At 51.7% G+C, this 21278-nt stretch carries 19 protein-coding genes; 12 read left to right on the top strand and 7 right to left on the bottom strand.

The window, feature by feature from the left end; translation table 11 throughout:
- The first annotated feature begins 3 nt into the window (after window positions 1–3).
- Window positions 4–1338 carry an oligosaccharide flippase family protein gene (locus tag MWU61_RS16275; RefSeq protein ID WP_247129518.1) on the top strand — a complete coding sequence of 445 codons (1335 nt, stop codon included), beginning with the start codon at window positions 4–6 and terminating at the stop codon, window positions 1336–1338.
- Window positions 1339–1364: 26 nt separating this feature from the next.
- On the opposite strand, the gene MWU61_RS16280 is transcribed toward MWU61_RS16275, so the two are convergent.
- Window positions 1365–2930 (bottom strand): SGNH/GDSL hydrolase family protein, encoded by a 1566-nt coding sequence (locus MWU61_RS16280; protein ID WP_247129519.1) that lies wholly within the window; start codon window positions 2928–2930, stop codon window positions 1365–1367.
- Window positions 2930–3196, bottom strand: a complete 267-nt coding sequence (locus tag MWU61_RS16285; protein WP_247129520.1) for a hypothetical protein — start codon at window positions 3194–3196, stop codon at window positions 2930–2932. The genes MWU61_RS16280 and MWU61_RS16285 overlap by 1 nt, the downstream gene beginning before the upstream one ends.
- A 235-nt stretch (window positions 3197–3431) precedes the next feature.
- Between MWU61_RS16285 and MWU61_RS19890 the strand changes: the two genes are divergently transcribed.
- Together MWU61_RS19890 and MWU61_RS16295 are read left to right on the top strand one after the other, a co-directional pair.
- Window positions 3432–4889: an O-antigen ligase family protein gene (locus MWU61_RS19890; protein WP_247129521.1), complete on the top strand. Its 1458-nt coding sequence runs from the start codon at window positions 3432–3434 to the stop codon at window positions 4887–4889.
- Between the two features lie 8 nt (window positions 4890–4897).
- Window positions 4898–5878 carry a nitroreductase family protein gene (locus MWU61_RS16295; RefSeq protein WP_247129522.1) on the top strand — a complete coding sequence of 327 codons (981 nt, stop codon included), beginning with the start codon at window positions 4898–4900 and terminating at the stop codon, window positions 5876–5878.
- Window positions 5879–5980: 102 nt separating this feature from the next.
- On the opposite strand, the gene MWU61_RS16300 is transcribed toward MWU61_RS16295, so the two are convergent.
- The 5 genes from MWU61_RS16300 to MWU61_RS16320 form a co-directional block, all read right to left on the bottom strand.
- Window positions 5981–6874: a hypothetical protein gene (locus MWU61_RS16300; RefSeq protein ID WP_247129523.1), complete on the bottom strand. Its 894-nt coding sequence runs from the start codon at window positions 6872–6874 to the stop codon at window positions 5981–5983.
- Window positions 6875–7090: 216 nt separating this feature from the next.
- Complete coding sequence (locus MWU61_RS16305) at window positions 7091–9757, bottom strand: hypothetical protein (RefSeq protein WP_247129524.1); 2667 nt, start codon at window positions 9755–9757, stop codon at window positions 7091–7093.
- A gap of 9 nt (window positions 9758–9766) precedes the next feature.
- The gene (locus tag MWU61_RS16310; protein ID WP_247129525.1) at window positions 9767–10450 is read right to left on the bottom strand and encodes a PIG-L family deacetylase; all 684 of its coding nucleotides are present in this window, start codon (window positions 10448–10450) and stop codon (window positions 9767–9769) included.
- The gene (neuC, locus tag MWU61_RS16315) at window positions 10447–11619 is read right to left on the bottom strand and encodes a UDP-N-acetylglucosamine 2-epimerase (protein WP_247129526.1); all 1173 of its coding nucleotides are present in this window, start codon (window positions 11617–11619) and stop codon (window positions 10447–10449) included. Before neuC ends, MWU61_RS16310 begins: the two co-directional genes overlap by 4 nt.
- Before the next feature lie 9 nt (window positions 11620–11628).
- Window positions 11629–12582, bottom strand: a complete 954-nt coding sequence (locus MWU61_RS16320; protein ID WP_247129527.1) for a GNAT family N-acetyltransferase — start codon at window positions 12580–12582, stop codon at window positions 11629–11631.
- Window positions 12583–12741: 159 nt separating this feature from the next.
- Here MWU61_RS16320 and MWU61_RS16325 point away from each other — a divergent pair, with 159 nt between their 5' ends.
- From MWU61_RS16325 to MWU61_RS16365, 9 genes are read left to right on the top strand one after another with little or no spacing between them, the layout of a single operon-like run.
- Window positions 12742–13908: a DegT/DnrJ/EryC1/StrS family aminotransferase gene (locus MWU61_RS16325; protein ID WP_247129528.1), complete on the top strand. Its 1167-nt coding sequence runs from the start codon at window positions 12742–12744 to the stop codon at window positions 13906–13908.
- Complete coding sequence (locus tag MWU61_RS16330) at window positions 13905–14975, top strand: nucleotidyltransferase family protein (protein ID WP_247129529.1); 1071 nt, start codon at window positions 13905–13907, stop codon at window positions 14973–14975. Before MWU61_RS16325 ends, MWU61_RS16330 begins: the two co-directional genes overlap by 4 nt.
- A complete protein-coding gene (locus tag MWU61_RS16335; RefSeq protein ID WP_247129530.1) occupies window positions 14972–16216 on the top strand; it encodes a polysaccharide biosynthesis protein in 1245 nt (414 codons plus the stop codon). The genes MWU61_RS16330 and MWU61_RS16335 overlap by 4 nt, the downstream gene beginning before the upstream one ends.
- Window positions 16217–16227: 11 nt before the next feature.
- Entirely contained in the window at window positions 16228–17247 is a 1020-nt protein-coding gene (gene neuB, locus MWU61_RS16340; protein WP_281502219.1) for an N-acetylneuraminate synthase, read from the top strand.
- Window positions 17237–17875 (top strand): DapH/DapD/GlmU-related protein, encoded by a 639-nt coding sequence (locus MWU61_RS16345; protein ID WP_247129532.1) that lies wholly within the window; start codon window positions 17237–17239, stop codon window positions 17873–17875. Before neuB ends, MWU61_RS16345 begins: the two co-directional genes overlap by 11 nt.
- A 2-nt stretch (window positions 17876–17877) precedes the next feature.
- Complete coding sequence (locus MWU61_RS16350; RefSeq protein ID WP_247129533.1) at window positions 17878–18858, top strand: Gfo/Idh/MocA family oxidoreductase; 981 nt, start codon at window positions 17878–17880, stop codon at window positions 18856–18858.
- A complete protein-coding gene (locus MWU61_RS16355) occupies window positions 18855–19562 on the top strand; it encodes an acylneuraminate cytidylyltransferase family protein (protein ID WP_247129534.1) in 708 nt (235 codons plus the stop codon). The genes MWU61_RS16350 and MWU61_RS16355 overlap by 4 nt, the downstream gene beginning before the upstream one ends.
- Window positions 19552–20334, top strand: a complete 783-nt coding sequence (locus tag MWU61_RS16360; protein WP_247129535.1) for an SDR family oxidoreductase — start codon at window positions 19552–19554, stop codon at window positions 20332–20334. Before MWU61_RS16355 ends, MWU61_RS16360 begins: the two co-directional genes overlap by 11 nt.
- Window positions 20328–21278, top strand: a complete 951-nt coding sequence (locus MWU61_RS16365) for a Gfo/Idh/MocA family oxidoreductase (RefSeq protein ID WP_247129536.1) — start codon at window positions 20328–20330, stop codon at window positions 21276–21278. Before MWU61_RS16360 ends, MWU61_RS16365 begins: the two co-directional genes overlap by 7 nt.

The following is a 21278-nucleotide window of genomic DNA, read 5'->3' on the forward strand; positions in this document are numbered from 1 at the left end:
CATATGTTGAAGTCAGCCCTGCTGATCCTGTCCGGCAATGCGGCGTTTTCCGTATTCCTGTTGATCCGCAATCTGGCGGTAGCGACGCTGATCCCGCTCGAGGACTACGCGATTGCCGCCACATTCATGATCGCGATGACGGCTGTGGAAATGGCGTCGACCTTGGGTCTGCAACAGCAAATCGTGCAGGCGGATAAGGGCGAAGATGTCCGGTTTCAGGCCGCACTGCAGGGATTTCAGGTGGTCCGCGGTCTGTTGGCGGGCGTTGTTTTGTTTGTCGCTGCAGGGTCTATTGCGGGGTTTATGGGGGTGCCGCAGATCGCATGGGCCTATCAGGTGCTGGCTGTGATCCCCGTGCTAAATGCGCTGCACCATTTCGATATGCACCGATTGAATCGCCAGATGGTGTTTGGTCCATTGATCTGGACAAAGGTGGTGCCGATAGCGGCGTCTTTGCTGGTGATCTGGCCCTTGGCCACCACGCTGGGCGATTACCGCGTGATGTTATGGGCCTTGGTGGTGCAGGCGGCGGTCATGACGGTGATGTCGCATGTGACGGCGCAACGCAGCTACCGGTTGGTATGGGACCGCGACATAATCGGGGAAAGCCTGCGGTTTGGCTGGCCGCTTTTGCTGAACAGTATATTCCTGTTTGGGGTGTTCCAAGGCGACAAGATCATTGTGGGCCATGTGTTGGGACTGGAACCGTTGGCTTTGTTTGCGATGGGTTTTACGCTGACATTGGCCCCGAGTCTTGTGATGGCCAATTCGATCCAGAACTTTTTCCTGCCGCAGCTCAGCAAGGGCGATGCCCGATTTGGGATGCTCGCGCAGGTCACATCGCAGACCGGATTGTTCGGCGGCGTGGTGCTGGTGATCGCAGTGGCCGTGTTAGGTGCACCATTGGTGGATGTGGTTTTGGGGGACAAATACGCAGGGTTAGTGCCGCTTTTGGTGCCTTTGGCTGTGTTGCAAGCGATCCGGATCGCCAAGGCTGGCCCTTCAATTGCGGCCATGGCCAAGGGGCATACGACCAACGCGATGTGGGCCAATGTACCACGCTTGATCTCTTTGGTCGTGATCTGGGTGGCGCTACACCAAGGGGCAGACCTGATCACTGTATTATGGATCGGGTGTCTGGGCGAATTTGTGGGTCTGATCGTGGCGGGCGCGTTGATGCGTCAGCGGACCGGCGTGATGATGGCTGTTGTGCCGTTCATCGGGGCCTGCGCGTTTTGGGTGGTTGCCGTCATGGCACCGTGGTGGGTGATGGTGATTGTGGGGCTGGTCGGTGTCGGGCTGATGCGCGATTTCAGGCTCTATATCAGGCGAAAGTAGGGGCGCATGTGCTGCGCCCCATCTGTTTACAAACCGTATGCGATGCCATGCGCGGGGGTATCCCCGCCGGTCACACGGACAACGCAGCCTGTGATGCCTGGATGCGTGCTGTCGCCTGCGTAATAGGTGACATCTGCGGCATCTGCGGGCGTGCTAAAGACCGTATCGCCACCCACAGTGATCAGATCGGTGTCGACCAATTGCACTTGGCCGTCATGCGCACTGCCCGCATCTGATGCGGTATCAATCGCAAAGGCAGGTTCACGTAACAAGGCGCGATAGGCGGTGATATTGGGGTCAAGTGATGCCGCAGAGGCGATGTTGACCATCACCCGTACATCCCAACCACGGTCCAGAATACTGGTCGCAGCTGTTCCAAAGTCATCGGTTAGATACCCCACAACATTGGCGTAGTGCTGCGCAGGGGTCAGGCCGCCACTGGTTGAAATGTCATTGCGCCCCAGTTCGAACGCCATGACGTTTTCCCCCGGTAGTGTGAATTGCGCCCAACCGTGTTCTGCGTCGCGTCGCTGCACCAGCTTTGCGATCTTGCTGCCAGACCCCGCCAAATTCACGACCCGCCAATCCGGCCCGATCAGACCCGCACCCGCACCCGGATCGGTCAGAACCATGTTAGCCGCTAGACCAGAGGTTACATCGCCGGTGCCTTCCATGATGCTATCGCCTTCCAGCACAAGCTGGTTCAGGATTGGTGTGACCGTGTAGGTGGCCATCAGGTTAGCGACCAGTGCATCACCGTCAGCCGCATCGATTGCACTGTCGATCACGATCAATTCGTACAGATCGAACCTGCCCCAATTGCCAGAGCTGCCCGGACTATACGCAAAGCGGCCAATTTCACCGCCCGGCACGTCAGAGATACGGATCGGGTTCGGGATGGCAAGACGATCATTGTTCATCCACAACATTGATCCCCCATTGGCAGGCTCGCGACCCACCATGCCGACGACTTGCATCTGCGAGCCTGTGATCATCTTTTCAGGTGTCTGGTAGCTGGCGTTGTTTGGCTTGGCGAAAGCACGCAAAAGCGGCGCGCTGTAGGTGTTAAGCGATGTCTCTAACGCGGCGGATACCGTGTTGGGGGCGGCATTGGCATTGCGCCCAAGCGACAGAACTGCGGTTCGTGTTTTCACGCGGTGGAAACGGCCGACCATAAAGACAGACATGTTGCGGGTGGACAGCGCCAATGTGTCTGCGATCTCGAGGAAAGCGTCACCTTCGAACCGCCAGAACGGCCGCCCTAGCGCATCAACCATCGCCGTAGGCCCCGCACCGGGCAAGGCGCTGACATCTGCCAGACCTTGCAGATCGCTGGCTGTCGCCACACGGGCACCATCCATGGTGACGGTCGAAAACTGCGGCGACCAACGGGCCGTGACAGTGATGGGCAGAACGGCAGCTGTCGGATCAGGCACCGGATCTGGATCGGGTGCAGGGTCTGGATCAGGGATCGGGTCCGGATCGACCGGATCAGGCTCTACATAAGGCGCGTCCGGGACGGTGACAGAGCCACCCGTCACAGGCAGCCCTCCACCCGACAGAAAGCCAAGCGCTGTGCTAAGGCCCAGCATTACCAGCACCCCACCATGTGGTCCGCCGTGGTCCCCGTGGCCCAGACCCGTGACACACGGATCGGATGCCAGCCTTGGACCATATTCACGAAGGTTACGGTTGATCCGCCCGCGATTGTCACGCGCACATCGCCGCCCGTGCCCACATAAAGCGCACGGGTCAGATGCCCAAGATCAGCGGTATCATCAGCCGTGATACCAACCGCATGTGTGACAGGGCTTTGCATGCTGGGGCTGTAGCCTTTGAAATCATCAAGAATAGGCATGGGAATGTCTCCGGTGTTTGCAGGGAAAATCGACGCGACATTACCACCGGTCCGGATCACGTTGCCGATCACGGGGCAGGGCGGACGCAGGGGTTACAAAGGGGTTAAGGGGTCACAGGTTGGTGGTGATCTGACCGGATCGGAGGCAAAACCATCGCCACACAGATGGGTCCCCCATATAGTCAGCGCAAAGCACAGACCCATAAGAGCTTATGAATAAGCCAAAGGACGACACGTGGCCGTAAGCGACACTTTTTCACACAGACCAGCGACCCAAGGGGCCGATCCTATCGCTGTGTCCGGCAAACTGCCGTTGGTGGTGTGGCTGTATCTGTTGGCGGTGGTGATCCCCGTGGGCGTGTCGCTGGGGCCATTGGTGCTGACAGGCGTACGGATTGTGTTGATCGTGATGATCCTGCCGTTGATGGCGCAATTGTTCATGGGCCGGTTTGGCAAATTGTTTGCGACAGATTTCCTGTTCATCGGCCATGTGCTGTGGACAGCTGTGGCTTTGGTGATGAACAACCCCTCGCAGGTGGTCCAGCAAACCGGATCGGTGGGGATGGAATTCTTGGGCGGATACGTGTTGGGTCGTGCCTACATCCGGACCCGCGAAGATTTCACGGCCCTGTCCAAAATGCTGATCCTGTTTGTGCTCGCGATGGTGCCTTTGGCCTTGTTAGAGGCCGTCACAGGCCAAGTGCTGATCATTGACCTCCTGAAAAAAGTGCCCGGCATGCGCACGATTGCCTATTCGATCCAGGAACGGCGGTTCGGGCTTGATCGCGTGCAAATGGGGTTCAGCCATCCGATCCATTTTGGGCTGTTCTGTTCGATCACCTTTTCGCTGTGCTTTGTGGCGATGGAAGGGACTTTTGGGACGGCGCGGCGCTGGATCACTGGGGCGATTATCGCAACCACCGGATTTCTTGCGCTGTCATCTGGCGCGATCCTCGCGATAGCGTTGCAGTTCGGTTTGATCCTGTGGTCGATGATGTTTGCAAAAATCGAAAAGCGTTGGTGGATTTTGGTCGGCCTATTTGTACTGGGCTATGTGGTGATCGATTTGTTGTCGAACCGCAAACCGATTGATGTCTTCATGAGTTATGCGACGTTTTCGCCTCAGACGGCCTATTGGCGGGCACAGATTTTTGAATGGGGCATGAAAAACGTTTGGGCTAATCCCGTGTTCGGGATTGGGCTGAATGACTGGGTCCGGCCCTGGTACATGTATACCAATTCGGTGGATAATTTTTGGCTGCTGCAGGCGATGCGCTACGGCATTCCCGGTTTTCTAACGGTGTTGCTTGGCTATGTTTTGATCCTGTTCCACGTTATGCGCCGCGACCTATCGATTGATCCAGTGTTGGCGGTGTTCCGTAGGGCTTGGGTGTTCACGTTCCTTGGGCTTAGCTTCACCCTGTGCACGGTGCACGTCTGGACATCGATGTATTCGTTTGTGTTCTTCATGCTTGGGGCAGGGGTCTGGTTGATCGTGGCCCCCACACAAGAAGATCGCAATCAAGAGCCCGTGAATGATGCGCCGCGCACAGATCCGGTTTTTGTACGCAATCTAGAGACAGCGCCGATGACCCAGCGCACGCCCCGCGGTCTTGTGGCACCGCAACGCAAAGATGACGGGGTAAAATCCCGCGCGTCGGCGCCCCGATATTCCCGATTTGACGATAAATAGAGACTGAAATGGACCAACGTTCCCTTCCTTACCGTGCAGCGCGCGCTGTGTGGCGCAAGTTCAAATGGCTGCGGTTACAGGCCCAACTGTTAAGGGATCATTTGTATGATCTGCGTCGTTTCGGGGCATGGTCGCATGGGACAGACGCGGACAAAACGCAGGCGCAGGCGCTACATGCGATCTACAAAAGCTATCACGGCGTTGAGAAGGGCTTGTCGCTGTCTGAACCGCGTCCCGGTTTCGGGGTTGATAAGATCGCCTTCTTGATGGGCAAGCTGCGCGATTACCGGACCAAGTTTGACCCGAACGGGGTGCCTGCGGCCACATCCGCGTTGCAAAGCTATCAGGCGTTCAATGCAGGCCATGCCATCAAAAACCCGACGTTAGAGACATTTTTGGACAAGGCTGAGGACGACCGGACGGGCGGCACAAAACCTGTGACCCGCGACGACATCTTGGCGATCACGGGCAAAACTGGTGCTGATTTCTTTTGGTCGCGCCATTCTGTGCGCCAATATGCAGACACGCCCGTGGCGATGGAGATGATCCACGCAGCGGTCGACATGGCCCGCAAAACCCCCAGCGTCTGCAATCGCCAAGGGGCACGTGTGCATGTCTTCGCGGATGCGCAAAAGGCACTGTCTTGGCAGCCGGGAAATACAGGGTTCGGACATCTGGCATCACGGGCCTTGATCGTGACGGCAGATTTGCAGGCGTTCTCTGGCACCGGCGAACGCAACCAACCTTTCGTCGATGGCGGCATGTTCGCGATGTCACTGCTCTACGCACTACACGCGCAAGGACTGGGGGCGTGCCCGCTTGCATGGTCGATGCGGGCAGACAAAGATCGGGACATGCGGGCGGCGCTAGATATCCCCGACAGCGAAGTGGTGATCATGATGATCAGCGTGGGGAATTTGCCAGACACGCTCGCAGTCGCAAAATCTCACAGGATGGAGTTGGAACATTATATGGTGGAGCATGACTGAACATAATCATCATTATGGGAGTTAATGATGTGCCCGGGTGCGCGCTACTTTGAAGTGCGACTCCTATTAGAAAGCAATATGTTCAAACTTCAGGAAAGCGAGCTAGCTTTCTAGAGATAGCATCTCCTCTTGGACCATCCGTAAGTCTAGTAGACTATTGTTTGCATTTTCTATATCTGGCCAAGACTCAAAGAAACTTGGGGATACCCCACCACCATATTCCGACTGTAGGCGAGAAAATTCCGGTTGATACGTTGTTATGATCGTTTGCAATTCTGCTTTGGTTAGGAGGTTATAGCGCCGTCCTTTGTACCCGTTATTCGATAGATGTTGATTGAGCTTTCCCAGGTTAGCTAGCAATTTTGAAGAACGACCGAGGTCACGTTGGTATAGGCTGCGCAGTAAAAGGCTGTCGGTATCAGGAGTCTTGTTTTTGGGTTGTGGTAGCATGAAATCTTCAGCAGGTAGGTTGGTAACATGCAAAAAATCCAGAACAGCGTCACCGCCTTTTAGTTGTGATTTTTCGTAAGCTCGCAATTTTATACTGCCCGCGCCAAACAACGTTTCGAACCGTTTGATTCGCTTAGAAAATTCAAGACCTGATTTCACGAAAGGCGAATCCAAAAACTGCGACATGGTCTTGGCCCCAGTCCCGGATTTTAGCCCCTGTTGGAACCACGAATTCAGAAAGCTGTCTGGGCGGCGCAGGTAAATGAGTACAGTGACGTCATAACCTCTCAGGAGTCCTGCAAGCTTATGTGTATCGCTCCTTTTGCTATCTGCGAAGTGCCACAGACCTTCATCGGAAATGATTAAGTCATGCTTGGTATCGGTCAAGGCCTTGATGGTAGGACCTAGAACGGCAGAAGTCCGCATTGGAGGGCCGACATAGGTGTAGTTAAAGCGAGACATGACGTCAGCGTTATTGGACAACGTTTCTTGAATGGAAGTCGTACCAGTTTTCATTGTTCCTATATGAAGTATTACTTTGGGCATCAATTCTTCCTGTCGTACCGTTTCAACTTAGCGCAATATCCTCTGAGCCAAGTGACGGCAAAGGCTATTTAAATTCTATCAAAGAGTTAAGCCACCGACGCCACTATAGTAGCAAAATGTTAGGTCATGCTGGGGGTGACGCTAAAGTACCGACACTTCATTGACGCGCTCGGGCGGGCATTGCGACGCAGTCAGTTTTGGAAAGCAGCGGAGGCTCTAAACTTCATAGACCTTATGTGGGCCATCCAAGAACAGGGACTTCGGAATGTCCGCAGGTGGGCGTAAAGATTGATCAGCAGGCAATGCCAAAATATCGGTTATAGCCTCATGCAAATGCTGCGAGAAACCATCCGTAAATTGTGCTTCATTTGACAGGAACGTTTCAGGGATAGCATTGTACTTAGACGGATCGCTTAAATAGTCTCGAATGGCTTCACCCAAAGCAGAAGCAGACCCAAAACACTGGCCACCAATTACGTCGTGTTGGTTCAGAGGGTAATCTACATCTCCATTTGATACGCAAAAAACCGGGCGGCGGAGCAATGTCGCCTCAATGACTGTTGCGCTGTAGCTTGATAGAACAAGGTCTGAGGCTTCAATGATTAACTGTGCATCACCGTTTAAAACTTCGACTCGATCAAACGCATTCTCCTCATTGACGACCCGCATGTAAGCTTCTCTACGAGCTACCGTTTCCTCTGGGTGAAGTTTAAGGATCAGCAAGCAATCCAAATCTTTTGTGGCCTGAATGATTTTTGACCAAACTCCGGAGATTTGATCCCAGTTCGAGGGTTGCGCAAAGAAAGATAGCACAGCTTTTGGTGCCGTAAAATCAACAGGGTACTCCTCTGCCAAAGCCGCTCTGGCTTGCGCTGTTTTTGTAGGCAAATCATAGTGGGAGGTTGTTTCCAAGCGCGGTGATCCAATAACCGGACAGCGATCGACACTCATCCCGAATCCTTCCGCTGCAGCGGAAGCAAAAAAGCTTGAGACGACACCATAATAGTCGGCTGTAATTTTACTGTATCGACAATAGCTAGCGTTCAATCCATGTGGTTCAACGGCAAAGCTCGGTACATTAAAGCGTCTGGAAACAGCCGCTAGGGCGGCGACTCTAGGACTCCGAAAAGGTGTCAGGATAACCAGTTGGGGCAGCTGATCGTTTGCGTGTAGCTGAGCAAACCATGCATTACATAAAAAAGAATGCGCGATGTAGGATAAAAGGCCATTTGTGGCCACGTCCTTAATCCGCGTCCTCAAAACATGGGCAATATAGTTGTGATGGATCATCGAAATCTTTGAATGGAGGAAGTCCTCTAGCCAAATTTTGGTTAATTCGAATTTCCCGTGCGGAGCTTGAGGAAGTGGATAAATTTCGTCAGACGACAACGGTTCTTCCATTGTGGCAGCAAATGAAACGAGGTTGCCGCCCATAAAGGCCACACGAAGATTATGGGTTGTTGTCAAAGCATCACAATAAGCCGCGGAAGATCTGTTGTAAGCGGCAACCTGTGATGTGGCCAGCAATACCCGTGCAGCGTCTGAACTAGGCCAACCTTGAAGTTTTTCCGTGAACGCCTTCGATTTCTTTTCGAGATCTTTGATCGCGGTTTCAAGCATCAGATGCCGAGATTTCGGCATTCGTACATCTGGCGCGCCTGCCGATAGTCGGATGGTATATTGTTCGAACGCGGCTAAGGCAGAGCCCTGCATTGATGTGCAAACAAGTTCTACCCGTCTATCAGATGCAATACCATTAATGCCAAGAATCAAATCGCAAAAGCGATCATTGCTTGCTCGCTTTGAAGGGCTTGACGGATCGAAACCGATGACGACGTGATCAAATTCTTCAGACGCCATCAACTGCTGTAATGCTGTGAACTGTAAACACGGGAAAAATAGATTGTCAGCCAAAGCTAAAGCCGTCCCTGCGTCATCATTGACGGTCAATCTGGCCTTCGACGCAATGTTGAGTTCCGACACCAGGAATTCAGCGGTTTCGCGTGTTTCTTCATGTACCCGATGATACTCAGACGAGAAACGGGTTATGCGGCTTCTCGGGTGTTCGACGGAAATAACACAGTCACCCGAATGTAGTGTATCGTTGGAAAAATTCGCGCGTCCATACAGGTCGCCGATTGCAAAAACGGTCGCTTCTTCAGCACCCTGGCACAGCATGGCGATTGCAGTCACATTGGATATGTCGGGCACCACAATTAAGCGGCGTTTGGTAGCTTTTTTGAATCCGCTATTTATCAATCTGGAGCGGATGTCAGGCTCAATAGTGTTTGCGACAACAAAACCACAGCTGTCGATAACACGCAGGAAACCGCGAGAGATTTCGGGACTGCTATGAGTTGCAAGTCGTGCAAACTCCGCTGAGTGTTTATCATCTAGAAGTAAGCTCGCGAGAGACACAATCGCAGAGCTCACCATTTGACTACGTCGCATTCTGTTGGCGAGTTGAGAAGTGTTCGCTGTATCCTCGTCCAGCAAACATCTTCGAATGATTTCTTGTGTTAAGGCCGAGCGCCCCAGAGCTATTAGGACTGAAGGATTAAAGCACTTTTCGTAGGAAATTCGGACAAAGTCTTCAATGGCGTCGGGCTTATGTTCGTGCAACTCACGAAGCCGTTTGTCCACGTGCTGCCACGGACGTGTGTTACTTTGTTTCCAGAACAGTTGATTGCCGGCGGAGAAGCCTTTGAGTTTGTCCGTTATTTGAACCATACGGTCGCGAACAAACCAGCGAGACCGTGACGCTCGGCGTTTTAATGGATCAAGGATGCGTTTATTGATGGTTCCAATTGGTGCTTGTGCGAAAGCTTTCGGCAGAATTCTAACCGCCTTCGCATATCGGACAAGAGTTGATTTAAGCTCCACAATACGCCCTCAACTTCTGGCGCGGAGCAACATGAAGCACTCAGCCGCCTGTGTTCCACTTGCGGCGCCCCTTACTTGCGCAAGAGCAGCTATGGCAGCCAGACTTCGCGGGAACGGGAAGTCTTGGATTTCAGCCCCAAACATCTGAGTGATACGCAACTTTTCTTCGAGATGGCCGGTAATATCGACATATATATTTGGTACGAAAGGCAGTGCCTGTTGAATTGCAGCGTCTGTTTCCGACAACGTCTCATAGACCAAGACCCACTTGACTGATGGATATCGGAACCATTTTGCGCACGCAGCACCTGCATCATGAACCGCAGCGTGATCGCTATGCGCGTCTCCGCGATGTGGCAAGAGCATGACTTCGGGATTGATTTCCTTAACGACGTCTCCAATGGCCGCGACTATGTCACCAATGGGAAAGGTATCGAGGCGGGCAGCTGGGAATGGGAGGATCCGTACACTCGCGAAGCCATAGGCATCAGCCACCGTTTCTATTTCGAGTTTACGCTTCGCCATTTTGCCTTCGGGCCAACCGTCTTCAGGGCGCATTTGCGTGACAATAAGCCAATGTACTTCGCGACCTGTCTTGCGTGCACGCAGAAGCGCGCCCCCTGCCCCAAGAGTTTCATCATCGGGATGCGGTGCGATGACCAAAATCGGCCCATGTCCTTGGTCAAAGATCATATGGAAGTCTCCATTACGAAACGCTTGTGCAACAAACGATCGTCGATTTCTGTTTCGCTCAAGATGTTTGCGATCTTACTACTTGCGGTTCCATCGCCATAAGGAGTTTCGCATTTCGCCAGCATCGTGCGAAAATCTGCATCTTTTGTTGCTGTCTCGATCGCGGCTGAAATCTCGTCGGGGTCATACCCTGTCCAGATCACATTGGCCGCATGTTCGCGCCCACGTTGTCGTTTACCAATGTTGATTGTAGGCAAACCGAGTGTTGGAGCTTCTAGAATGCCTGCCGAAGAATTGCCAATCATTGCATGCGCATGGCGCAGCATATTCACAAACAGGACCCGCTCCAAAAATGTAAATAGGTGAACACGGTCGCACCGTGCTGAAAGCGCTGTGAGCTCGGCAACGACGGCGTCACTGCCTGGATCTGTATTTGGCATCAGAGCGACGACGTTCAGTTCGCTTTTTTCCAATACTTGTGAGATCGTTGCCATGTGGGCTTTGGCTTCTGAGAAATCAGTAATAGTCGGATGATAAAGCAACACAAGATAAGGTCCGCATTTTTCGTCGAGACCCAGCTGTGACAGAACCTTCTCCCGACTGAGGTGTTCGACACTGATTAAGCGGTCCAGGCCAGATGCGCCGACGACATTGATCCGCCAGTCTTCTTCACCAATTGCGCGGAGCCGCTGCCCACTTAGTTCTGTCGTCGCCATGTGGATGTTTGCAATTTTGGAAACAGCGTGTCTGATCGGATTATCAACGTTACCGTCCTCTGCATGATCGCCGCCGCCGATATGGACCACAGGAATATGGTGATAGAGACCGGCAAGCGCGCCAGTCATAGATTCTTCTCGATCACCCATGACGACTAGAAAATCTGGACGTTCATTGGCAAACAAATCCGTCATACCGGACATCTGTAACGCCGCACCTTTTACCCTACCCGACAGTCCGTCAGAGGCCATTAAACTATCAATACGGGCTGCAATTCGAAATCCATCGTCTTCGATCTGCCGAACAGAATTGCCCATACGTTGTGAAAGATGTCCGCCGGACACGATGACGCTTGAGGATAGGTTTGGCATTGCATCAACGGCGCTAATGACCGGTGCGAGAATGTCGTATTCGGATCGAATGCCAGTAAGAAAATGAACTTTACGCTCCATGTTCGTCCTTTAGTATAAATCAGAGTCAAGCATAGCCAGTGACCACCGGCGGGCATCGGTAAAGTCCCCTACCGCGCTATTAAACTGACGGCCACCCAAATAAGTAACCGGGCTATTGGCGCTAAAGCCGAATCTCTCAAGGGCCAATCGTGGTCCACCTTTATTCAAACACCATGTGTTTAAGCGCTCTATTCCAGCATTTTGCGCATCGGAACAAATCGAGTGCAACAGGGCCTTCGTATGTCGCTCATCAATTGCCTGTAGATCGACGATATCTGTCTCTGCGATCCCGTAGTTCTTGGTGATCGCATAGGCTGAAATATCTGAGCGATCAGTGATTATATATCGGGTGTATGTGTTTACAGGATTGACATCGATGCGCCATTTCAACGTCTTTTCATCTTTTAACGATTGCAATCCTGTTGAGTTTGCCAGCCGGTTGTTCAAGTTTTCAAAGCGCGCATCAATCGCCGGAACCTTTTCGACAGCAGGTAAGCTTTCGGTTGCTGTATGGGCAACAGATTTTGTTGCGAGCGATAGTGTTGCTACGTCGCAGACTGGTTCCCATCCCAATTTGCGTTGCCGTGTTGCGTTGATCATTGGGTTCGGAAAACCCCAAACGGCAGCATAGCTGGCCTGACGCAGGTCTTCATAGAGTGCTTCGCCAACGGCTTCGACTAAACCACGACCTCGATGCTTGGGGTGGGTCATTGTCGACATCGACAGGGCAGCAGGCATGATTTCGCTATTGATTAAGAACGGTGCTTGGCTTGCACCGTAATGGGCAACCAAATCATCTCCAGACCACGCCAGCATCACAAGCGGACCCCCGTGTGGATGGTCGAGGTAACGCCACTTCCAAAAGTCGGCAGACAATTCGCGCCCAAAGCTATCTTTGAACAAATTCCTGATGTGGATTTCATCGCCTGACCGCCAGGGCCGTATATCGTAACCTTTTGGCATCTTGGGTCCTCGGATCAGTCACTTTTTGCATTGCGCAAATATGAGTAAGGCAGATAGCAATGTCTATCCAATTACTTGCACTTACCTGTTGCATCCGTGTATCCGAACAGTGCACTCGGAGAAAAGGCTCGTTTTCGCCAGAAAGGCACAGTTTAGCCCATGATACCTCTCGCTATTCCAAACCTTCAAGGCAGGGAAGCTGACTACTTGCAAGACTGCATTACGTCGACCTTCGTTTCGACTGTTGGGCCGTTTGTGACCAATTTCGAAGGCCAGATAGCAACCCTAAGCGGAACCCCGTCTGCAGTCGTTTTATGCAGTGGAACCACTGCTTTGCATCTTACATTAGAAGGGTTGGATATTGGAGAAAATGATCTGGTCATGTTGCCATCTTTGACCTTCATTGCGACTCCAAACTCGGTGAAACATGCTGGGGCTGACGTTTGGCTCGTAGATGTCCATGCGTCTGACTGGACAATGGATGTGTCGCTTGCGCGGGACGCCATTTTATCGAAAACGGATCCGCATGCCGATGGCCGCATTCACCGTGAAACAGGAAAAATACTTAAGGCAATTATGCCAGTGATGATTATGGGCGCAGTTCCTGATCTTGACGGCCTATGTGATCTCGCGCGCGAGTTCGGCTTGAAAGTTGTGGTTGACGCGGCCGCCGCTATTGGTACGTCAGGCATCAATGGGGTGAAGTTAGGCATGACTGGCGTTGATGCGGTATGCTATTCGTTCAATGGGAATAAGACCGTAACGTGCGGCGGGGGCGGCGCGGTTGCTTCCAATAATTCCGCACTAATTACGCGGATTAAGCACCTCAGTTCGACTGGCCGGGTCGGCGCAAATTACGACCATGATATTGTTGCATACAATTACCGTATGACCAACCTGCAGGCGGCAGTTGGCGTTGCTCAGCTGGAGCGATTGGATGAATTCCTGAACGCCAAGCAGGTTATCCGAAATACCTACGCGGAATTTGCCTCGAAATTTGAGGTTTTGGATGCATTTCCAGAGCCACAATTTGGACGGAATGGACACTGGTTTTCTGGGTTTTGGTATACTGGTGAAGATCCAGAGGTTGGCCAGAAATTTCGAAACCATATGAAAAGCTCTGGAATTGATTTGCGACCGTTTTGGAAACCGATACACCTCCAGGCACCGTATCGGGCTGCTTTGGTAGAGCCAATGCATGTTGCCGGTGATTTGTGGCAGCGGATTTTTCCACTGCCTTGCTCAACTCATCTTACCCCAGAACAACTGGATACGGTCCTTGACGCCGCCTCAGTATTCTGGACAGCATACGAAGGTACCTCGTGAGACTGGCCAATTATACTGAACGAGATTTGCAACATCTGTGCGTTTTCGAAACTCAGACGGTTCTCGAAGCTATGCAAATCATGAGTAAAGCGGGCCTGCGCTTGGTACCCGTGGTTGTAGAAGAGGGTCGCCGTTTCGTTGGTGTAGTCGCGGACGGTGATTTGCGACGGTTTTTGGCGAATGGTGGCCAGACGAGCGCTTTGATCGCCGACGTCGTGAACCGTAAACCATCGATCATTGAAGCCCCAATGCCCTTGCCTGAAGTGCGCAGCCTTATGATGCAACGGGGGTTAGAATATCTGCCATTGATCCAAGATGGGTACTTAGTGTCGATGTTTGTCTTGTGGGTGGCTGCAAGCCCAGAAAAATTGAGCGCCGTTATTATGGCTGGTGGACTTGGTAGTCGTCTGGCACCTTTGACCGACAACTGCCCAAAGCCGCTTTTGCCGATTGGTGGTAAACCGATTTTGACACACATCATCGAACATCTCAGAGACCAAGGCGTGAATCATTTTGTTCTGTCTCTCAATTATTTAGGCGACATGATAGTCAATCACTATGGCGATGGTGCGGAACTGGGCGTCAGTATCACCTATGTTCGTGAGACTATGCGTATGGGTACGGGCGGCGCATTGGGTTTGATTGATCCATCAGAGTTGTCCGAGCCCTTCTTGTGTTTGAACGGAGATATTTTGAATGATATCGATGTTGACGCACTTAAATTGCAGCATATGGATAACCACTGGGACGCAACCATGATTGTCCGAAACTATTCCTATCAGGTGCCCTACGGCGTGGTGAACGTTGGGCAGCAGGAAGATTTCGTGGGCGCTGAGGAAAAGCCTACGATGAACTTTCGAATTAATGCTGGCTTCTATATGCTGTCTAAATCCATTCTGACGGTCATCCCCCGCGAAGTATTCTATGATTTACCAACGCTTTTTAGTGATCTGCAAACACGCGGTATGAAGTGCGGGACAAAGGTACATCACGGGCGGTGGATTGATATTGGGAATGTCACTGAGCTTGAACGAGCACGCGCCATTTTTGAAGGATCCGAAGAATGAGCTACTGTGATATGCCCGAACTCGACGCACGTATCGTTAGTCGAAGCCAAAGTTTTTTTACCGATGATCTCGTTGCGAACGAAGCGAACCTGAGTGACATCATTAGGGGCTCCAGAATTCTGATCGTTGGCGGCGCTGGGTCGATTGGGTTCCAAACGCTCAAGACGGTCATGCGGTTTGCTCCTGCGGCAGTACATGTGATTGATCACAACGAGAACGGCCTCGCAGAGGTCATTCGCGCGCTTAGATCTGCAGATGAACCGATTTTGACAGACGAAATTCTGACGTTGCCTTTCGATTACGGTGGAGCCCCTTTCCGGCAGTGGCTTGCTGCGCAAAACCAACCGTATGATTACGTTTTGAATTTTGCCGCGCTGAAACATGTGCGGTCCGAAAAAGATCCTTATTCAATTCTTGCAATGCTCGAAACCAATGTTCTGAAGATTGTAGACCTCGCCCACGAATTACACAAAATCGGTGAGCCAAAAAAATTATTTTGTGTATCAACAGACAAGGCCGCAAACCCCAGTTCAATGATGGGGGCGACCAAACGATTAATGGAGCATGCCTTGTTTGTTCCGGATCTTGCTTGGTCACAAAACACTGAAATCACGTCCGCTCGTTTTGCCAACGTTGCTATGTCAAATGGCTCGTTGTTACAAAGTTGGCAACTACGTCAGGCCGCAGGACAACCAATGGCATGTCCCGAAGGGTGTCGGCGTTTCTTTGTGTCTTTGGCTGAGTCCGGGCATTTATGCACACTTGCGGCGTTTCTAGGGCCCGATCGTAGCGTTGTCATTCCTGACCTAAATCCTGCAGACCATCTGGTTTTACTTCAAGATGTGGCCACCTGGTACTTGGATGCTCAGGGACTTACGCCGTGGTTCACCTATAACGAAGACGAAGCAAGAGCATCGGTCGCCGCATGCAGAACCCGGAACGAATGGCCGGTGTTGCTTACTCCTCTCGATACGGCCGGAGAGAAGCCCTACGAAGAATTCGTGGGAGTAGGCGAAAGTGTTCAGTCGACAAAACTTTCAACACTCAACAGTGTGGCATACCTTCCGCCAGCAGATGATCGCGTGTTCCCAGTTTTCGTAGAGAAACTACGAGTCTTTTTGACTCAAAATCAAACGTCCCCTTTGACGGAAACAATCCTCAAAGACGCCATTGCGGAAGTCGAACCGGCCTTTGCAAAGAGCCACCGCGCTAGCGAGAAATCGCTGGATGCCCGCGTTTAGGAAACGAACCCATGCGCCAGTCTTGCTACGTCATTGCCGAAATCGGCGTAAACCATAATGGGTCGCTTGACCTCGCTCGCCAAATGATTGATGCGGCCGTTGACGCAAAAGCTGATGCAGTCAAATTTCAAACATTCAGAGCTGAAGATTTGGTGACCGCTTCAGCGCAAAAGGCCGACTATCAACGGGTAAATACCCACAACAACGACAGCCAATTCTCAATGTTAAAATCGCTAGAGCTTTCATCCAGCGATTTCGAAACGTTAGCACAATACTGTCAAAGCAAGGAGATCGAATTTCTATCGACTCCGTTTAGTATGGATGCTGTCGACCTTTTGGCCGAAATAGGCGTTGACCGTTACAAGGTTAGTTCGGGCGATTTGACGTACCTTGGGTTGCTGACCCACATTGCACGAAAAGGTAAACCCGTCATCTTGTCGACAGGTATGGGAACTCTGTCAGAAGTTGAAGCGGCCGTCGCAGCGATTACGGCAAGCGGCAATACACAACTTTCACTGTTGCACTGTGTCTCGAACTACCCGGCCTCTCCAGACGACTGCAATCTTGCGGCGATAGACACGATGGCTCAAGCGTTCCAGATTCCAGTTGGCTGGTCCGACCACAGTATTGGGTCGGCTATTTCATGGGCCGCAGTTGCCCGTGGGGCGACGATTATTGAAAAGCACATCACCACGGATCAAGCTTTACCTGGACCTGACCAAAAGGCCTCTATGGAGCCTGCAGAATTCAAGTCATTTGTGGCCGGAATTCGAATGATTGAAAGCGCGATTGGAACCGGAATAAAAGCCCCAACCGCGGCCGAGAAACGTACTGCCTTGGCAGGACGGCGGTCGATTACTTCGTCGCGCGCGTTGACGCGTGGGACTGTTTTGACGGATGAATGCATCAAGATCGTCCGTCCTGGGACAGGACTCGCACCGGGCCACTTGCCGCTTGTTTTGGGCTGCGCTTTGACACGCGATATCGATGTAGATACGCCGATAACCATTGACGACATTCATGCGAGATAAGCCATTGGTGATCATAGGGGGCGGCGGGCACGCCTGTGTAGTAGCAGAGGCAGCAGTCTTGTCGGGGTGGACTATAATCGGGCATATTGCCCCCGAAGCCGGATCCGACCCGCTTTTAGGGGTATGGCTCGGCGACGACGAGAAATTGATCGAAATAGTAGACAAGCATATTTCACTCGCGATTGGCATTGGGTTTGTCACCTCAAGAGGTGCTCAGATCCGTGCAGGGATCATGTCGCAAATTCCTGTAGACTGCTTAGCTACTATCACTCATCCTAACGCGACAGTCTCTCCTTCGTCCCGCGTTGATCAGGGAGTATTCGTTGCTGCCGGTGCGATTATCGGGACCGGTGCTCGTCTTGACGTCGGCGTTTTGGTTAACAGCGCTGCTGTTGTTGAACACCATTGCCATATAGGGCGTAACTCTCATGTTGCCACCGGCGCGCATATAACAGGCGCTGTCACAACAGGCTGTGATGTCCTTATTGGTGCCGGAGCAGTTGTGCGCCAAGGTCTGTCTATTGGCGATTCTGCAGTTATTGGCGCGGGTTCTGTTTTGCTTAAAAACGCTACTGTAGGGACCGTCTGGATTGGTCATCCCGCACGTCAGATTGAGCTGGAAACCTGATTGTGAACTCTATTTTGATAATTGGGTTGGGTTCGATTGGCCGGCGACATCTACGCAATGCGGCAACTCGGTTTCCGAATGCAAAACTAACGGTCTTGCGCCACCGTCAGGAACCTGATCTGGAAGCGGAAAACCTTGGGGCTACCATTATATCTGATCCTGATGAGGCGTTCGGACAGGAATTTGACATTGTTGTTCTGGCAACTCCTTCCGCAAATCACATCGATATTTTACCCGACCTTATTGCGCGTGGTTATAACCTATTGGTCGAGAAACCGGTTGTCTCAGCGGTCGCTGATTGTGATACAATCATTCAGTCCCTAAAGACCGCACCCGCTGCCACCCGCACGGCGGGTTTTAATTTTCGATACCTTCCATCATTGCAAAAGGCTAAGGATGCAATCGATGCTGGCACACTCGGGCGGCCGGCGCGGGCGAATTTTACTGCCGGATTGTGGTTGCCTGATTGGCGACCGACGCAAGACTATCGAACCTGCTATTCCGCAGATGCGGCTCGCGGTGGCGGTGTCGAGTTGGATCTTGTCCACGAAATAGATGTCGCACGTTGGTTCTTTGGAGAACTGAAGCTGGAACATGCGCATTGCGCCCGCTTAAGTAATTTGGAAATAAACGCCAATGACACCGCACTGATGACACTATCGGGACAAGGCGGTGCACCGTTAATCCACGTCGCATTAGATTATGTGTCACGCCAAAGAGTGCGCCACTATGAAATCATTGGCGACGAAACAGGGCTTCAATGGGATCTTTCAGGGCATCTTAATCGCCTGACACCTAATAGTATTGAGACCGTGACGGTGCAAAACGCCGATTTCGATGTGCCACAAACCTATTTATCCATGTTTGATCGGATCGCGAGCGCTATTCAGGGTAATACGGAACCGCACCTTCAAACACTTGAAGACGGAATCGCAAGTACACGACTAGCCTTGCAAGCACGAGACCAAGGAACATTAATATGACGACAGTTTGTACGATTTGCGCGCGCGGGGGATCCAAAGGTGTCCCGCGTAAGAACGTTCGGGACTTAATGGGTAAACCCTTGATTGTTCACAGTATAGAGCAAGCACAAAGCTGCCCCCAAATTGATGCTGTTTATGTGTCCACCGATGATGATGAAATCGCACAAGTTGCACGTGATGCCGGTGCTATCGTACCTTTCAAAAGACCCGAGTCTCTCGCAACATCGGAGGCTGGAAAATTACCGGTTATCATCCACCTTGTTGAAGAAATCATTGCCTCTGGCGTAGAAGTCACAAAAATTATTGACCTTGATCCGACTTCGCCACTGCGAACTATAGAGGATATTACTGCAGCGTTTGAATTGCTGGATAACGAAACAGACGCCGTCATTACAGGTTATGTCGCAGACAAGAACCCCTATTTCAATATGGTCGAACCGCAATCTGACGGAAATATACGGTTGGTGAAAAAAATCGAAGGTAACATCGTTTCACGACAAGTCGCACCAGACGTCTATTCTATGAACGCCTCAATCTACGTTTGGCACGAACACACCCTTGCTCTTGGTTTGTGGGAAGGACGTACGCGCTTGCATGTCATGCCACACGAACGTTCAGTCGATATCGACAATGAAATCGATTTCAAATTAGTCGAGCTTCTCATGCGCGAAGAACACGAAAGGAACATCAAAAATGGCCAATAGCACCAAGACAATTGTTTTGACCGGAGGCGGTGGATTCTTGGGAACTGCTATGACCAAAAAACTCACGTCAGATGGGCATCGCGTTGCGGTCGTTGACCGTGATTTAGCCACAGCAACTCTCTCTGCAAATGGAGCGTACCCCAACGGATTGGGCCGCGCTTATAGTTGTGACGTGTCGGATCGGGATGCGTTAGTGGATCTAAAGAAGGCCGTCGAAAATGACTTTGGGGAAGTCGATGTTTTGATCTGCGGAGCCGCAACAAAGTCTGACAATTTCTTCGAACCATTTGAGACGTTCCCACTCGAAGACTGGGACTATGTCATGCGGGTAAACCTGACCGGACCCGCTATGTGCGCGCAGGTATTTGGTGGGCCCATGGCTGTTAGAGGCAATGGAGCAATCGTGAATATCTTGTCGATCTACGGCGTTGCCGCGCCCGACCAGCGCATCTATGACGGCGCGCTTTATGAGGGACATAAAATTAACACCCCTGCAATTTACTCGGCGTCAAAAGCAGGTCTCTGGGGTCTCACAAAATATTTGGCAAGCTATTGGGGTGATCAAGGTGTAAGGGTCAATGCGGTGACGCCTGGAGGTATTTTTAGCGGCCAGAATGACAAGTTTGTCGACAACTATTCCGCCAGAACCATGGTGGGAAGAATGGGAGAGCCGCACGAAATAGCTGATGCCGTAGCCTACCTCGCGTCGGATCAATCAAGCTATGTCACCGGACAAAATCTTATTGTAGATGGGGGGCTCACAGCATGGTGAAACAAGTTTTGCTTTGCGGATGCGGGAACATCGGATTTCGTCACTTGCAGGCGATGTCCACGATGGAAACACCGGCGCACATTATAATCGTCGAACCTTTTCAGGAGGCTCACGAACGGATTTCCGATTTCATATCAAGTCAGGAAGAAAGCGGAAAGCATAGTTACTCTCTAGCCTCAGAAATCCCCTCCAGCCCGAGGACGCTTGACCTTGTTGTCATTGCGACCAATGCAGATACACGACAGGCCGCCTTCGAAGACATCATCGCGCGCCATAGCGTTAGTGTCGTCATATTCGAGAAAATCCTGTTCCAATCGGTCCAAGCACTTGACGCTGTCCAAGCCACTTTGGAGGCTCATGGAATTAGAGGCTTTGTAAACTGTGGACGCCGTGGATTTGATAGCTACCACGCCCTGTTCGATGAACTTGACGAAAACCTACCAACTCACGTCACTGTCACAGGTAGTGCATTTGGCTTAGCCTCTAACGCCGTTCATTTTCTGGATCTGATCGAATTTTTGAACAGATCAAGCGTGGGGAGAGTGGATTTGTCCGGGCTTCACCCCAATGCAGTTGAGAGTAAGCGCGCCGGATTCTACGAGATTTTCGGGACGCTTGAAGGCATGTTGAAGAATGGCGCCGCACTGTCTGTCACCTGTGAAGATGATGATACGATGAATATCGTGATTTCGATCCAAAACGGCGATAAAAACTATCAAATCAACGAATTGAAAGGGACTATCGTAAGAGACGATCAGGTTGGCCCGTTTGAAATCAAATACGTCTCTGGCATGCCTCAGATATACGATCAAGCGTTAGAATACGGCGATCCTGGGCTTACGCCATATGTCGACTCCGCGAACCAACACCGTCTTTACTTGCGAGCAATGTGCAAGTATCTAGGTTTGCCCACCGCAGACGAAACTCTTTGTCCGATCAGCTAA

The sequence above is a fragment of the Loktanella sp. F6476L genome (assembly GCF_023015725.1).
GTDB lineage: Bacteria > Pseudomonadota > Alphaproteobacteria > Rhodobacterales > Rhodobacteraceae > Yoonia.